Source organism: Actinopolymorpha sp. B9G3, from assembly GCF_040120725.1.
Lineage (GTDB): Bacteria > Actinomycetota > Actinomycetes > Propionibacteriales > Actinopolymorphaceae > Thermasporomyces.
The window spans coordinates 152900-166683 of record NZ_JBEEAB010000006.1 but is presented as its reverse complement, the minus strand read 5'-3'; the positions used below and the strand labels follow the sequence as shown (position 1 = coordinate 166683).

Sequence of the window (13784 nt, the reverse complement as noted above, 5' to 3'; positions counted from 1 at the left end):
TGTCACCCGGCCCTGCCACCCGGCGCTGCCACCCGAGGCCGCCAGCCGGCCCTGCCACCCGGCCCTGCCACCCGGCACTGGTCGCCGGCAGCTGCCGGCAGTCCGCTGTCGCAGGGGCGTCCTCGCTCCGAGAAGTGTGCCCGGTTATCGTCCGCCCAGGCATGTACGGACGCATCTTGTCACGCGAGGGATGCCGGACCACTCGAAAGGCGTTGGTATGACCACCCAGATGGCCCGGGAGATCGGCGAGCAGCCGGACGCCGTCGCGCGCACCCTGGACGTCCTGCGTCCGCTCCGGGGCGACCTGGCCCGGCTTGCCGCGGGGACGCGGCACATCCTGTTCGTCGCGCGTGGATCGTCGGACAACGCCTGTGTCTACGGGCGGTACCTCGTCGAGATCCACGCCCACCGGATGGCCGGCCTCGCGGCGCCGAGTGTCGCCACCCATTACCACGCCGAGGTCGACCTCACCGACGCCCTCGTCGTGTGCGTCTCCCAGTCGGGCGAGACCCGGGAGATCGTCGAGACCCTGGAATGGGCGACCTCCCGCGGCGCCCGGACCGTCGCGGTGACGAACGAGGGAGGGAGCGCTCTCGCGCGGGCTGCCGACCTGACCCTCGAGACACATGCCGGCGAGGAACGCGCCGTCCCGGCGACCAAGACCTACACGACGCAGCTCGCCGCGATGGCGGTGCTCGCGACCGCGCTCGCGCCCGATCCCACGGCGCTCGACGCACATCTGGCACGGGTGCCGGGCGAGATGGCCCGGCTGGTCGAGCTGCGTACCGGCGTCGACGAGGCCGCCAAGTCGCTGGTCTCGTCCGCGGAGACGCTGGTCTCCGGTCGCGGCCTGCTCTTCGGCACCGCGCTCGAGGTCGCGCTCAAACTGGAGGAGACCTGTCTGCGGCCGGTGCGTGGACTGTCGTACGCCGACCTCCGGCACGGCCCGATCGCGGTCGTCGACGCCGATGTGGCGGCGATCGTGGTGGCGGCACCTGACGGTCCGGTCGTGGGCGGGCTCACCGAGGTCGCCGTGGACCTGCGGGAACGTGGGGCCCGCACCATCGGGATCGGCGGGAACGCGACCTTCGCCGAGTCCTGCGCGCTGTGGGTACCCGGGCCGGACCTGCCGGAGCCGGTGGCCCCGCTCGCCACCGTCGTACCCGGGCAACTCATCGTCGAGGCGCTCGCCCGCCAGCTCGGGCTCGATCCTGACTCGCCGCGCGGCCTGTCCAAGATCACCCAGACCGACGCCACCTGACGTTCCTCTTCGCGGTGGCTTGGGGTGTGGGGATCCTGACGCGCGGGCCGGTTACGATAAAGCGTGATGTGCGCTTTCTTCATTCGTCTGCGGTCAGAACGCCTCACCGACGCCCGGTGAGGGTCTGACCGGACCCTGCATCCGCGCTGCCGTCCAGGACGCCGCGCGGAGTGCGTGATATTCCTCCGCCGCGCTGAGCGCGGCGACTGACGCACATCATTTCCGTACGACCTTCCCGAGTGATCTCGGTGGGGCTTCTTCATGCCCTGTCCGCATGCCACTCGAGGAGGTCTTCATGCCTGCCCGCCCCTACCACACCGGCCGCTCCCACCGGGTCCCGCCGAGTAGTCGCACCACCGGCGCCCACCGGCACGCGGGTTCGCGTGGCGGCAACTGGCACGGTATCCATCTGCTGCGTTCGGGCTCGATCATCGATGGCGTGGTGTCATCGGCGGCATTGGGTCCCGACCACCTGGTGCTCGACCTCGGCGCCGGCCCGGGCACGCTGACCGCTCCGTTGGCCGAGACGGGAGCCCGGGTACTCGCCATCGAACGCGAGGCCGGCTTCGTGGCCCGCCTCCACAAGAGGTTCGGCGACTGCCCGAACGTCCGCGTCGTCGAAGCCGACCTGCGGGTGGTCCCCTTTCCCAGGAAGGCATTCCAGGTGGTGGCCTCGATCCCGTACGCACTGTCGACCGGCTTGTTCCGCCGACTTCTCGATCCCGCTCAGACCGCCATCGACGCGGCGGACCTGGTGGTGGAGTGGGGGTTCGCGAAGCGCATGACCAGGCGGATTCCGCGTGACCTCGAGACGGCCTGGTGGGGTGGGCGGTTCGAGCTCCGGATCGTCCGCAAGATCCCGACGGCGGCCTTCTCACCCGCGCCGGCGGTGGACGGCGCGCATCTCGAGGTACGCAGGCGGCCGGGCATGGCGCGGCGACCGGTCGCCGGCGCCTTGCACGGTGTGCTGGCGGCTGCCTACCGGGACCCTCGTCGTACGACCCGGGAGGTCCTGGCCACGGTCGTCCCGAAGAAACGGGTGAACGGTCTGCTCTCCCTCGCCTCGCTCCCGCCGACGGCCGCGGCGGGGCAGATCGACGTTGCCCAGTGGGCCGACGTCGCCCGCCGCATCGCCGCCGACCCGACCCTGCCGAACCCGCCGCTTCCACGGTCGCTCGAGCGGGGACCTTCCTTGAACGCCCGGCGGAGGTGGTGACATCCGACTCCTCGTCCGGCTGGCACCGGTGATGAGCAGGCCGGCGACGCACTCGGCGCAACACGGGTTCGGGAAGCGTGGGATTCGACGCCGGCGAACGATCGTCTCGATCGTCTGCACGATTGTGGTGATTCGTGCCGCTGGTGCGTTCTCTGCCGATCGAGGCTTCGCGGGCCCGCCGGGGTGCTGTCGAAGAATTCGGACACCCTGGGTTTCGATATGACTACTGTGCGCGTTAGTCTCATCCCTGCAACGGTCCGTCCCGGCGGGCCGGTGAACCACAGCCACCCGGCTGCGTCCAGAGGTGGGTGTCAAGGCGGGCTTTCCTCGGCCCGAAACACCCTTGCGCCCTTGGCGTTCCACCGACGGTCGCAGTACCCGGGTAGAGCGGCGGACATGTGCGCCAGGCGTCCACGGCGCTGGAATGCACCCGGCACGACCTCACGGGTCAGCGGTCACAGGAGGGGGGTGACCGCTGATCGCGAGGTTGGTTGCCGCGTCAGCTTTCCGGCCCGCCTGGTCGACACTCGGGGGACGTCCGCCGGCCCGGTGGGCTGGCACGAGCGAATTCGGAGGCGGATCCGCTCGTGCCAGCCGCTGAGGTTGGCGCCGCCGCCGCTGGCGAACGGCGCCGCCAGGGTGCCGGCCGAGGCGAACGGCTACGGTGGCAGCCCTGGGCGTTGTGCGGCACGGTGGTTGCCGAGTTGACACTGCGCGGCGCGGCCACGGTACGGAGGTTGGCGGGTGTCGGAACGCAGGGCGATCGAGTGCTGGCTGGCCGACATGGACGGCGTACTCGTCCACGAGGGCCAACCGGTCCCCGGCGCCGCCGAGTTCGTCCGGCGGCTACGGGAGTCGGACAAGAAGTTTCTGGTCCTCACCAACAACTCCATCTACACCCCGCGCGATCTGCGCGCCCGGCTTCGCTCGGCTGGTTTGGACGTTCCCGAAGAGGCGATCTGGACCTCCGCGCTGGCGACAGCGAGGTTTCTCGAGGACCAGTCGCCGGGAGGTACGGCGTTCGTCATCGGCGAGGCGGGACTCACCACCGCCCTGCACGGGATCGGCTACGTGCTGACCGATCGCAACCCCGACTACGTCGTGCTCGGCGAGACCCGGACCTACAGTTTCTCGACCATCACGACGGCCATTCGGCTGATCAAGGATGGAGCGCGGTTCATCGCCACCAACCCCGACCCGGTGGGACCGTCACCGGCCGGCGTACTGCCGGCCTGCGGCGCGGTGGCGGCACTCATGACGAAGGCCACCGGTGCCGATCCGTACTTCGTCGGCAAGCCCAACCCGCTGATGATGCGCAGCGCGCTCAACCGGCTCGAGGCGCACTCGGAGACGACGGCGATGATCGGTGACCGGATGGACACCGACGTCATCTCGGGGGTAGAGGCGGGCCTGCGTACCGTGCTCGTCCTCAGCGGGGTGACGCGGCGCGAGGAGATCGAGCGCTTTCCGTACCGCCCCTCGCGGGTGGTCGACTCCGTCGCCGACCTGCTCGACGAGATCTAGCGTCGGCCTCTCCCGTCTTCCATGATCATGAAGGAAAGTCGCCCATACGCCGGAAAACCTTCACGATCACGATCATGATCACGGTTTCTGGTCGAACGCATGACGCCGGATCCATGCGTGCATCGCGATCGCCGCTGCGGCACCGGCGTTGATGGACCGGGTGGAGCCGTACTGCGCGATGGAGAGTACGGCGTCGCAGGCAGCCCGGGCATCGGGCGAGAGACCTGGGCCTTCCTGGCCGAAGAGCAGGATGGAGGCGCGCGGCAGGTCGTACGTCTCCAGCGGCACAGCGCCCGGCAGGTTGTCGACACCCAGGACGCTCAGGTCCTGCTCGTGCGCCCAGGCTGCCAGCGTGGCCGGGTCGGGGTGGTGGCGGACATGCTGGTAACGATCGGTCACCATTGCTCCCCGGCGGTTCCACCGCCGCCGCCCCACGATGTGCACTTCCCGCGCCAGGAATGCGTTGGCCGTACGTACGACCGAGCCGATGTTGAGGTCGTGCTGCCAGTTCTCGATCGCGACGTGGAAGTCGTTCCGGCGCGCGTCGAGGTCGGCGACCACGGCCTCCCGACGCCAGTAGCGGTACCGGTCGACGACGTTGCGCCGATCGCCATGGGTGAGCAGGTCGGGGTCGTAGCGCGGGTCACTCGGCCGCTCCCCCTGCCACGGTCCCACACCCACCTCGAGGCGGAGGTCGTCCTCCACAACCGCCTGAGCCCCGTGATCATGATCGTGATCATGAAGGCTGGGAGGCTCCATGGCCCCGCCCGGCTTCATGATCATGGAACGGGCCTCCGCCGGTCCTCCGCCGTCGGCAGCGGGGTCATGTTCACAGCTCACCTGCCCATCCTGGACCAGGGCTGCCGCGACGCGGCGAGATGCCCCGAGCGGGCAGCTCCGGACAGGCGCCACCGATAGGCTCGCCAGGTGTCGACGACGAATCTCGCCCTGCTCCCTGACTGGCTCGATGCCCAACACATCCTCGACTCGCTGGGGCCCTACGCCCTGATCGGCGTCCTGATCATCGTGTTCGCCGAGTGCGGACTGCTGATCGGCTTCTTCCTTCCCGGTGACTCCCTGCTCTTCACGGCGGGCCTGCTGGTCGCCACCGGCTCGATCGATGCACCGTTGTGGCTGGTGTGCGTCCTGATCGTCATCTCCGCCTGCGCCGGCAACCTGGTCGGCTACGGCATCGGCTACCGCGCGGGGCCGGCGATCTTCAACCGGCCCGACTCGCGACTGTTCAAGAGGGAGTACGTCGACAAGACGCACGCGTTCTTCGAGCGCTACGGCGCCCGGGCGATCGTGTTGGCGCGATTCGTTCCCATCGTGCGGACCTTCATCACCGTCATTGCCGGCGTGGGCCGGATGGACTTCCGTCGGTACGCCATCTACACCACGGTGGGCGGGATCCTGTGGGGGGCCGGGGTGACGGTGCTCGGGTACTTCCTGGGCCAGATCGCGTTCGTACGGGACAACATCGAGGCGATGCTGATCCTGATCGTCTTCGTGTCGGTGATCCCGATCGGGGTCGAGTTCCTCCGGGCGTGGAGCCACAACCGGCGAGAGAACGCGAAATCGGAGAGCGGCGAGGCTCCGGCATCCTCGCTCCACGACCGCCGCTGAGGGTTTCGTCGGTGCGGTTGGCTTCCGTACGCCTCTGTGCGTGATGAGAGTTGGCCGCGGGGCTACGTGGGCTGGCTTCCTGGCGTGGCGCCGGAGCCGGGACCCGGGCCCATCTGGGGCGGCGTCGTTCCCGGCGCTCCGGGGACGGCCGTCTGGCCAGACCCCGCCGCACCCCCGGACGCGGTGGAGCCGCCGAAGTCGATCGCGGGTGCCGCTCGGACCTGTGCCTCCTCGACCTCGAAGTACTCCGCCTTCGCGAACCGGAACTGCGCCGCGACGAGGTTGGACGGGAATGCCTCGACCCGGGTGTTGTAGCCCCGCACGTTGGCGTTGTAGAACCGCCGGCCGGCCGCGATGCGGTCCTCGGTTTCGGCGAGCTGCTGCTGGAGGCCGAGGAAGTTCTGGTCGGCCTTGAGCACCGGATAGTTCTCGACCACGGCGAACAGTTGGCGCAACGCGCCCGACAGCGCCGACTCCTGTTGGGCCCTGTCGACGAGACCGGCATCCCCGGCGACGGCGGCATTGCGGAGCCGGGCCACCTCCTCGAAGATCGCTCGCTCGTGGGCGGCGTAGGCCTTCACGGTCTCGACGAGGTTGGGAACGAGGTCGTAGCGCCGGTGCAGCTCGACGTCGACCTGTCGCCACGACTCCTGGACGAGGTTGCGTTGGCTGATGAAGCGGTTGTACGAAACGATGCCGCTGATCACGAGCAACCCGACCACGGCGACGGCGACGATGATCCAGATCACGAGGAATCCTCTGCTGCTCGACTGGCTGGCACCTGCGGATACTAGTGCCCGCTGGCGGACGTTCTGTGGCGTACGGGCAGTGGTGCGGTCACGCTGTGTTCCGTCCATTCCCATGGAGCGTCGACCTCGCCCGTCCGGCTTCGAGCGCCGCCCCCCACACTCGCCCGAGGCCATCACCCCTGCCGACCCGCGGCCCCAGGGATCCGCGCCCGGTCAGGTGGAGCCGAAGTCCTTCCACGCGAAGGAGGGCACCAGCTCGATGATGTCGGCGAGCAGGTCGAGGCGCGCCACGATCGACGCCGGATCGGCGCGATCCTGCTCCCAGCAGACCAGGACGTCGCTCTCGATCCGCCAGCTGACCGCGCCTGACGCGGCGGCGGTGAGCAGCAGCTCCATCATCCTGGGGTGGAGCATGGCCGTGCCGTAGCGCTTGTCGTCGCAGTCGACCCGGTACGCCTGGTTGAATGCCTCACTCTCCAGCTCCAGGTCGCCGAACCCGAGCGCGCCGGCGACGCGGCCGCCGAAGATGCCTTCCGGCCGTACCTCGAGGTCGGGGAGCCGGTGCGGCAGCGTCACCAGCCAGATGGCGTAGTCGTGGGTCTTGGTGCTCCGGTTGTTGCCGCTGCCTGAGTCGGTTTTGTACTCGTAGTCGTACGCCACGATCTGCCGGCCACGATGGGTGCCGACAAGGACGTTCTCCGCGCGTCGCGACCGGCCCTGTCCGAACGGCGTGCCGCTGTCGTCGCGGACGAACCGCGAGTCCTCTTCGTACCAGGTCCAGCCGTGGTCGGCGGCGAGCTTCTGCATGGCCCTCATGCGCTCCTGGTCGGCCTTCCAGCGCAGGTACCAGAAGATGCCGGCAACGGCGGCGAACAGCACGACGATGAGGGCGGACTCGATCTGCATGCGGGCCTCCCGTTGCGGTTCCGGCGATCGCCGATCCGCGCTCGTGAGCCGGTCAGTGCTGGTGGGCCCGGTGAGTGCTGGTGGGCCGGTCGGTGCTGGCGGGTGGTCAGCGTCGGTCGGTGGCCAGGCCGAGGTCGGTGAGGCCATAGAGGTACCGGTACTCGAGTCCGGCCTCCTCGACCCGCTGGCGCGCGCCGGTGTCGCGGTCGACGATGACGGCGACCGCGACCACCTCGGCGCCGGCCTCTCGGAGTGCCTCGACGGCGGTGAGGACGGAGTTGCCGGTCGTGGACGTGTCCTCGACCGCGAGGACGCGCCGCCCGGCGACGTCGGGGCCTTCGATCCGGCGCTGAAGGCCGTGCTGCTTCTCGGACTTGCGTACGACGAACGCGTCGAGCCGACGGTCCTCGGCTGCGGCGGCGTGCAGCATGGCGGTGGCCACCGGGTCCGCGCCCAGGGTGAGGCCCCCTACCGCGTCGTAGTCGAGGCCGTCGGTGAGGTGGCGCATCTGCCGGCCGACGAGCGGGGCGGCGGCGCCGTCAAGGGTGATCCGGCGGAGGTCGACGTAGTAGTCGGCAGTACGACCGGAGGACAGGACCACCCGCTCGTGGACGATCGCGCGGGCCTTGATCAGTACGAGGAGCCGGTCGCGGTCACCGTCGGGATCTGAGCCGGGTGCGCGCTGGTCAGGGTCGGTACCAGGACCGGACCCGGGGCCGGGGTGGTGAGGGACGGCTTCGGAAGCGTGGGGGCGGGACGCAGTGGACACGACCAGGAAGCTTAGAGGGCCGAGGGGCCTCGTCCATGATCATGCGCGGCGTCTCGCGTGTTTTCTGCCGCAGAACGCCCCGACTTCCCGCGCATGATCATGGTCGCCCGGCGTCGCAGAGCGAGCCAGGTGAGCGGCGCGGCGGCGTCCGGGAGTGGTGCGAGTGCAGCTGTGCCGGGCGTGGAACGGCGCATCGAGGCGCTGCGAGACCGGTGATGGCCCGCGTGGTCAGCAGCCGTTCGTGCTGCGTACGAGCGGGAACGGTCCGTCGGGTGAGAGTCGGCGAGCCGCGCCCTGGATGACGGGCGGGACGATCTCGGGCGGACGCGCGTTGCCGTCGCCGTTCTCGTCGAAGAGTTGTTCGTAGTGCAGGTGTGCGGCCTGCGTGCCCACCGCACCCACTCGCCCGATCGGCTGCCCCCGGCTCACCTCGTCGCCGGGGCTGACGGAGATGTCGTCCATGTGCAGGTACAGCGTGTACCACCGGCCGCCGTGGTCGATCTTCACTCCGCCCGGGCGGACCAGCTGGCGCACCTCGCCGGAGGCGGAGGCGCGGACAACGGCGCCCTGGGTGGCCCCGTCCATGCGGAACATGTCGATCTTCGCGTCGTCGGGATTGTGCCCGCGATATGTACTGAGCCGCCACCGCTGGCCGCAGGCGAACGGGAGGGCGAAACCCGGTCGGGGCCCCGGCTCGTCGACGCTCAGACCGGGGATCGGCCCGAAGGCGCCACTCACACCGAACCAACGATCAGCGGCCCAGGCGAAAGCGACGATCCCGGTGAGGACTGCGAGAACGATCGCGAGCGCGGCCCCGCGCCGGCCCTGCCGGGTCGCACTGCTCCGCCGGTCCTGCCAGATGGCTCGACCCTCATACTGGCTCGCGCCCTCGCCCCGGTATTCCCGCGCGACCTGGCGTTGCGGTGCGACCTGGTGTTGCCGTGAGACCTGGTGTTGCGGTGCGACCTGGTGTTGCGGTGCGACTTGGTGTTGCTGTGTGACGGCGTTCGGCCCTGCGGCGTCGTACTGGTCCTGCCTGGGTGGTGCGTAATGGGTTTGTCTGAAAGCCGGCGGCCGATCTTGCGGGGCGTCCCGCTTGCGTTCGCCCATCACGCCCAGCCCCGCTCCCACTCGCGCCTGCCCCATGATCATGTTCGTGATCATGAAGGATTCGTGGCTCCATAGGCCCGTTACCTTTCATGATCATGGGTGGAACGACCCAGGTGGCGCTTCCCGTTCCCGCAGTACGCCCTGGCGGTCTTCGCGCCCGACCTTGCCGGACGGTTCGCGCCACCCATCTCTTACAGGCCCCTACGCGTCGCGCGCCTCTGTGGTTCGTACGGGCGGCGTTCCCGTGCGGGTTCCCGCCGCCTCCGCCCGCCGCATCCCACCTGCGGCACCCACCGGGCGGTTCTACCGGCGGCGCATCCGCAATGCACGAGCGAACCGGCGTACCAGGACACGCGGGCTGTGGCGGCTCGCCGTCGCCAGCACCCGGTAGCGCAGCGTCGGGATCAGCACCGGGGACGTACGCCCGGCCTCAAGATGCCGCAGCGTCGGCTCCACGATCTCCTCCGGCTGGAGCCACATCCAGCCGGGCAGGCCGTGCACCCGCACGCCGGAGCGGTCATGGAACTCCGTACGGACGTAGCCCGGACACACGGCAAGCACCCGGACGCCGGTGCCGATGAGCTCAGCCGCGAGCCCTTCACTGAAGCTCGTCACCCACGCTTTCACCGCGCCGTACGTGCCGTACGGCACGAAGCTGGCGATGCTGGAGATGTTGACCACCGCGCCGGTCCGCCGCTCGACCATTCCCGGGAGGGCCGCCATCGTGAGCCGCAGCACGGCCCGGACGTGGACGTCGAGCAGCCGCTCCTCGTCCTCGACCGGGCCGGCGACGATGGTGCTGGCGAGGGTGAAGCCGGCATTGTTGACGAGCAGGTCGATGGCGGGCTCGCCAACGGACAGGCGCTCCTCGACCGTACGCAGAGCAGCGGCGTCGGCGAGGTCGGCGGGCAGGATCTCGCAGCTGATCCCGTGTGCGGTGCTGAGCGTCTCGGCGACGGAGCCGAGCCGGGCGACGTCGCGAGCCACCAGCACGAGGTCGTAGCCGCGGCGGGCGAGGGCCTCTGCGTAGGCTCGGCCGATACCTGAGGTAGGTCCGGTGATCAGGGCGGTCGGCATGAGGAGGCAGCCTAGATGGCCAATTCCAGGAGGAGCCGCCTGCCCTGCGGGTTGTCCGGTCGACTCACCGGCACCGCCTGACCGTCTACGCCGATACCTTCCGGGACCCGTCGAACCATGGTCGGGACGCCGGCAGCCAGAGCAGGACGACGGCCGCGATACCGACGACGACCAGCGCCAAGCCGACGAAGGACAGCCCCTGCAGGTTGAAGAACACGTTGGCCACGGCGAGGATGCTGGCGGTCAGGCGGGCCCAGTTCTTGCCCCGGTCGTTCATCAGCGCGAGGAAGATCCAGAGCGCGATCATGATGATGCCGAGCACGATGATGAACGTGAACGTGTTGTTGGCCAGCGCCTCGGCCTGTTCGGGCGTGCCCTTCTGCCGTTCGACCGCCTTCTCCGCCTCGCTGCGGATCTGCTGTCGCGTCCCTGAGCTGAACAGCGACAGGAGCGAGGCGACGGACAGCGCGGCACCGACGTACATCAGGATGACGGCGATCCTGATCTCCCGCGGCTTGGTGACGGGACTGGCCGCGGCATCCTTCTCGCTGACCGGCCAGGACGGCATCGGCGGCGGGGGCGTCGGATCCCGGCGCTCCGGCTGCTCCTCCGGTGGCTTCGACTCACTCATGCGCGTCCTCGCTTCACCGCGAACCCGCATGAGGCCCGGTGGGCGCCGCGCTCACGTGGGCGCTCGCTCCACTCGCTCATGATGTCCTCCTGGGCATGTGCTCCGCCGCCGTACGTCCGCGCCGGTCTCGATCCACCCTTGATCCACTCACTGTGCAGGGCAACCTTGCCATCATCGGGTAGGTGCGGCGGCGGCCAACCTCGGACGCGCCGACCGCCCGGCGCTGGTCGGCCCCGGCCGCGGCACCGCGTCCGCTACGTACACAGCCTAGGCTGAGCGAACGTGACCCATCCACGCATGGCTGCCCGGCTGCACGGCCTCGGTACGACGATATTCGCTGAGATGTCCGCTCTTGCCGTACGTACCGGCGCGATCAATCTCGGCCAGGGGTTCCCCGACACCGACGGGCCCTCGTCGATGCTGGAGGCGGCGGTCGGGGCGATCCGGTCGGGCCAGCACAACCAGTACCCGCCGGGCATCGGCATTCCCGCACTCCGGACGGCGGTCACCGATCACCAGAAGCGTTTCTACGACCTGTCGTACGACCCGGACACCGAGGTACTCATCACCGCCGGGGCGACCGAGGCGATCGCGGCCGCGCTGCTCGCGCTCGTCGAACCGGGTGACGAGGTCGTCGCGATGGAGCCGTACTACGACTCCTACGCCGCCTGCATCGCGATGGCCGGCGGGCAGCGGGTGCCGGTGACGCTGCGGCCGCCGGAGTTCCGGCTCGACCTGGACGCCCTGCGGGCGGCCGTCGGCCCGCGGACCAAGGTGCTGCTGGTCAACACGCCGCACAACCCGACCGGCACGGTGCTCACGCCGGACGAGCTCTCCGCGGTGGCGGCCCTGGCGTGTGAGCGCGACCTGCTGGTGATCACCGACGAGGTCTACGAACATCTGGCGTACGACGGTGCTCCGCATGTCCCGCTCGCTTCGTACCCTGGCATGCGCGAGCGGACGGTCACGATCTCCAGTGCGGGCAAGACGTTCGCCGTCACCGGATGGAAGATCGGTTGGGTGTGCGCGACGCCCGAGCTGGTGGATGCGGTCAAGACGGCGAAACAGTTCCTCACCTACGTGTCGGGTGGGCCGTTCCAGCCGGCGGTGGCGACGGCCTTGGCGCTGGACGATTCGTACTATGTCGAACTGCGAGACTCCTTGCAGGCAAAGCGAAACCTGCTCTGCGCTGGGCTGGCCGACGTGGGGTTCGAGGTGTTCGTACCGCAGGGCACATACTTCGTGACCACCGACGTACGGTCGCTCGGGTACGACGACGGTGTCGAGTTCTGCCGGATGTTGCCCGAGCGGTGCGGGGTGGTGGCGATCCCGCACGAGGTGTTCTACGACGACAAGTCCGCCGGCCGTCCCCTGGTGCGGTGGGCGTTCTGCAAGCGGGACGAGGTCTTGGCCGAGGCCGTCGATCGCCTGGGTCGCGGTCTGCGGCGCTAGCGGTTCCCGCATCGCGCGCACCGCCCCGTTGCGCAACAGGTGTCCCGTGGCGCGGGTTGTCAGTTCACTGACAACCTCCAGCTCCCCGCCACCCCCTCGGCTGCCGGCGGGTCGGGTACCGGATCAGGCGTAGAGGCGGGCGACTGCTTGGGCGGTTTCGGCGAGGAGGGTACGCAGCTCGACTGGCTCGAGGACCTCGGCGTCGACGCCGAACTGCAGCAGCTCATGTCGCGCGTGGGTGAGCGACTCGATCGGGATCACCGTGCGTACCCATCCCTCGGCGTCGGGCGGTCCGGCATTCGCCCGTGCCGCCCGTGCCGCCACCGGGCCCAGGTAGTAGCCGAGCAGGAACAGGCCACGCTCCGAGAACCGGACGACCGCCTCGCCTCGGTAGAGCCGCTCGCGGTACTGGTCCGACCAGTCCTGCCAGTACGCGGCCAGGTCGAAGTCGTCGACCCGCGCGAAGTGCTCGTCGCGGGTGGTGAGCGCAACGATCCGCGAGATCCGGTACGTACGCATGCCCGCGGCGGCACGAGCGGGCGGGTCGGGCTGCCCCGTTGCGTGAGGGGTCCCCTGCGCCAGTAGGTTCGCGTGAGGGGTCCCCTGCGCCGATGGGTTCGGGTCGGGGGCGCCCTGCGCCGGTGGGTTTGGATCGGGGGCGCCCTGAGCCGGTGCGTTTGGATGAGAAGTCCCCTCCTCCAGCGGCGCGGTGTGGGGCCGGGCCGCGAGGTACCACACGCCGGTCTTGAGGACCAGACCATGCGGCTCGAGGGTGCGGGTCACCTCCCTGCGCGCCGATCCGGCGCGTACGTACCGGATCTCGATCACCCGCTGGTTCCACACCGCGTCGGCCACACCGGTGAGGTGCCGGGGGCGCTCCACCTCGTGGAACCATCCGGGTGCGTCGAGATGCACCCGCTCGCGGATCCGACCCGCCCGAGTCCGCAGCTCCGGCGGCAGGGCGGCCATGATCTTGAGCTGGGCCGCCGCCAGGACGCTGCCGAGGCCGAGTTCCGCGGCGGCCGGTTCCGGGATCCCCGCCACGAACAGCGACTCCGCCTCGTCACCCGTGAGTCCGGTCAGCCGGGTGCGGTAGCCGTCGAGCAGTTGGTAGCCGCCAGCCGGACCGCGGTCGGCGTACACCGGGACGCCCGCGGCGGACAGGGACTCGACGTCCCGGTAGACGGTACGGACGGACACATCCAGCTCGCTCGCCAGCTCACGCGCCGTCATCCGCCCGCGACCCTGGAGCAGCAGCAGGACGGAGAGTAACCGGCTCGCTCTCATCGCGTTGCTCCCTCCGGATCAGATCGCCGGTGACGTTGACTTCTGTCTGACGGGGCGACCCTCTGTCTGACCGCTGCCCGGCTCGCCGGCCGAAGCATTGCCGCCTGAACCCCGACGGCTTGGCTGAACCCCGACGGCTTGGCTGAACCCTGACCGCCTGGCTGAACCCCGACCGC

The 13784-nt window shown here is 69.8% G+C and carries 13 protein-coding genes; 5 read left to right on the top strand and 8 right to left on the bottom strand.

The window, feature by feature from the left end; genetic code table 11:
* The first annotated feature begins 217 nt into the window (after window positions 1–217).
* From ABNF93_RS13270 to ABNF93_RS13260, 3 genes are all read left to right on the top strand, one after another.
* Window positions 218–1261 (top strand): SIS domain-containing protein, encoded by a 1044-nt coding sequence (locus ABNF93_RS13270; protein ID WP_349328280.1) that lies wholly within the window; start codon window positions 218–220, stop codon window positions 1259–1261.
* A 295-nt stretch (window positions 1262–1556) separates the two neighbouring features.
* Complete coding sequence (locus ABNF93_RS13265; RefSeq protein WP_349328279.1) at window positions 1557–2477, top strand: ribosomal RNA small subunit methyltransferase A; 921 nt, start codon at window positions 1557–1559, stop codon at window positions 2475–2477.
* 783 nt (window positions 2478–3260) lie between these two features.
* Window positions 3261–4001 (top strand): HAD-IIA family hydrolase, encoded by a 741-nt coding sequence (locus ABNF93_RS13260; RefSeq protein ID WP_349328478.1) that lies wholly within the window; start codon window positions 3261–3263, stop codon window positions 3999–4001.
* A 78-nt stretch (window positions 4002–4079) separates the two neighbouring features.
* Here the strand turns inward: ABNF93_RS13260 and ABNF93_RS13255 are convergent, their stop codons facing one another.
* Entirely contained in the window at window positions 4080–4760 is a 681-nt protein-coding gene (locus ABNF93_RS13255; RefSeq protein ID WP_502877582.1) for a TrmH family RNA methyltransferase, read from the bottom strand.
* A gap of 168 nt (window positions 4761–4928) precedes the next feature.
* Between ABNF93_RS13255 and ABNF93_RS13250 the strand changes: the two genes are divergently transcribed.
* Complete coding sequence (locus ABNF93_RS13250; RefSeq protein ID WP_349328277.1) at window positions 4929–5627, top strand: DedA family protein; 699 nt, start codon at window positions 4929–4931, stop codon at window positions 5625–5627.
* A gap of 62 nt (window positions 5628–5689) precedes the next feature.
* On the opposite strand, the gene ABNF93_RS13245 is transcribed toward ABNF93_RS13250, so the two are convergent.
* The 6 genes from ABNF93_RS13245 to ABNF93_RS13220 form a co-directional block, all read right to left on the bottom strand.
* Window positions 5690–6376 (bottom strand): LemA family protein, encoded by a 687-nt coding sequence (locus ABNF93_RS13245; RefSeq protein WP_349328276.1) that lies wholly within the window; start codon window positions 6374–6376, stop codon window positions 5690–5692.
* Between the two features lie 213 nt (window positions 6377–6589).
* Window positions 6590–7282 carry a hypothetical protein gene (locus tag ABNF93_RS13240; protein WP_349328275.1) on the bottom strand — a complete coding sequence of 231 codons (693 nt, stop codon included), beginning with the start codon at window positions 7280–7282 and terminating at the stop codon, window positions 6590–6592.
* Between the two features lie 106 nt (window positions 7283–7388).
* Entirely contained in the window at window positions 7389–7916 is a 528-nt protein-coding gene (pyrE, locus tag ABNF93_RS13235) for an orotate phosphoribosyltransferase (protein WP_349328477.1), read from the bottom strand.
* A 363-nt stretch (window positions 7917–8279) separates the two neighbouring features.
* Complete coding sequence (locus ABNF93_RS13230) at window positions 8280–9215, bottom strand: M23 family metallopeptidase (protein WP_349328274.1); 936 nt, start codon at window positions 9213–9215, stop codon at window positions 8280–8282.
* 249 nt (window positions 9216–9464) lie between these two features.
* Window positions 9465–10238: an SDR family NAD(P)-dependent oxidoreductase gene (locus ABNF93_RS13225; protein ID WP_349328273.1), complete on the bottom strand. Its 774-nt coding sequence runs from the start codon at window positions 10236–10238 to the stop codon at window positions 9465–9467.
* A gap of 85 nt (window positions 10239–10323) precedes the next feature.
* A complete protein-coding gene (locus tag ABNF93_RS13220) occupies window positions 10324–10869 on the bottom strand; it encodes a hypothetical protein (RefSeq protein ID WP_349328272.1) in 546 nt (181 codons plus the stop codon).
* A gap of 297 nt (window positions 10870–11166) precedes the next feature.
* Here ABNF93_RS13220 and ABNF93_RS13215 point away from each other — a divergent pair, with 297 nt between their 5' ends.
* Complete coding sequence (locus ABNF93_RS13215; RefSeq protein ID WP_349328476.1) at window positions 11167–12321, top strand: pyridoxal phosphate-dependent aminotransferase; 1155 nt, start codon at window positions 11167–11169, stop codon at window positions 12319–12321.
* A gap of 123 nt (window positions 12322–12444) precedes the next feature.
* Here ABNF93_RS13215 and ABNF93_RS13210 read toward each other — a convergent pair whose 3' ends face one another.
* On the bottom strand, window positions 12445–13608 hold the full coding sequence (locus ABNF93_RS13210) for a helix-turn-helix transcriptional regulator (protein WP_349328271.1): 1164 nt from the start codon (window positions 13606–13608) through the stop codon (window positions 12445–12447).
* Window positions 13609–13784: the final 176 nt, after the last annotated feature.

Excerpts from the sequence above, each read along its gene's own strand:
- ABNF93_RS13270 (WP_349328280.1), top strand. The coding sequence starts at position 218 with ATGACCACCCAGATGGCCCGGGAGATCGGCGAGCAGCCGGACGCCGTC.
- ABNF93_RS13215 (WP_349328476.1), top strand. The coding sequence starts at position 11,167 with ATGGCTGCCCGGCTGCACGGCCTCGGTACGACGATATTCGCTGAGATG.
- ABNF93_RS13240 (WP_349328275.1), bottom strand. The coding sequence starts at position 7,282 with ATGCAGATCGAGTCCGCCCTCATCGTCGTGCTGTTCGCCGCCGTTGCC.
- ABNF93_RS13225 (WP_349328273.1), bottom strand. The coding sequence starts at position 10,238 with ATGCCGACCGCCCTGATCACCGGACCTACCTCAGGTATCGGCCGAGCC.
- ABNF93_RS13210 (WP_349328271.1), bottom strand. The coding sequence starts at position 13,608 with ATGAGAGCGAGCCGGTTACTCTCCGTCCTGCTGCTGCTCCAGGGTCGC.
- ABNF93_RS13220 (WP_349328272.1), bottom strand. The coding sequence starts at position 10,869 with ATGAGTGAGTCGAAGCCACCGGAGGAGCAGCCGGAGCGCCGGGATCCG.
- ABNF93_RS13255 (WP_502877582.1), bottom strand. The coding sequence starts at position 4,760 with ATGGAGCCTCCCAGCCTTCATGATCACGATCATGATCACGGGGCTCAG.
- ABNF93_RS13230 (WP_349328274.1), bottom strand. The coding sequence starts at position 9,215 with ATGATCACGAACATGATCATGGGGCAGGCGCGAGTGGGAGCGGGGCTG.
- ABNF93_RS13265 (WP_349328279.1), top strand. The coding sequence starts at position 1,557 with ATGCCTGCCCGCCCCTACCACACCGGCCGCTCCCACCGGGTCCCGCCG.
- ABNF93_RS13260 (WP_349328478.1), top strand. The coding sequence starts at position 3,261 with ATGGACGGCGTACTCGTCCACGAGGGCCAACCGGTCCCCGGCGCCGCC.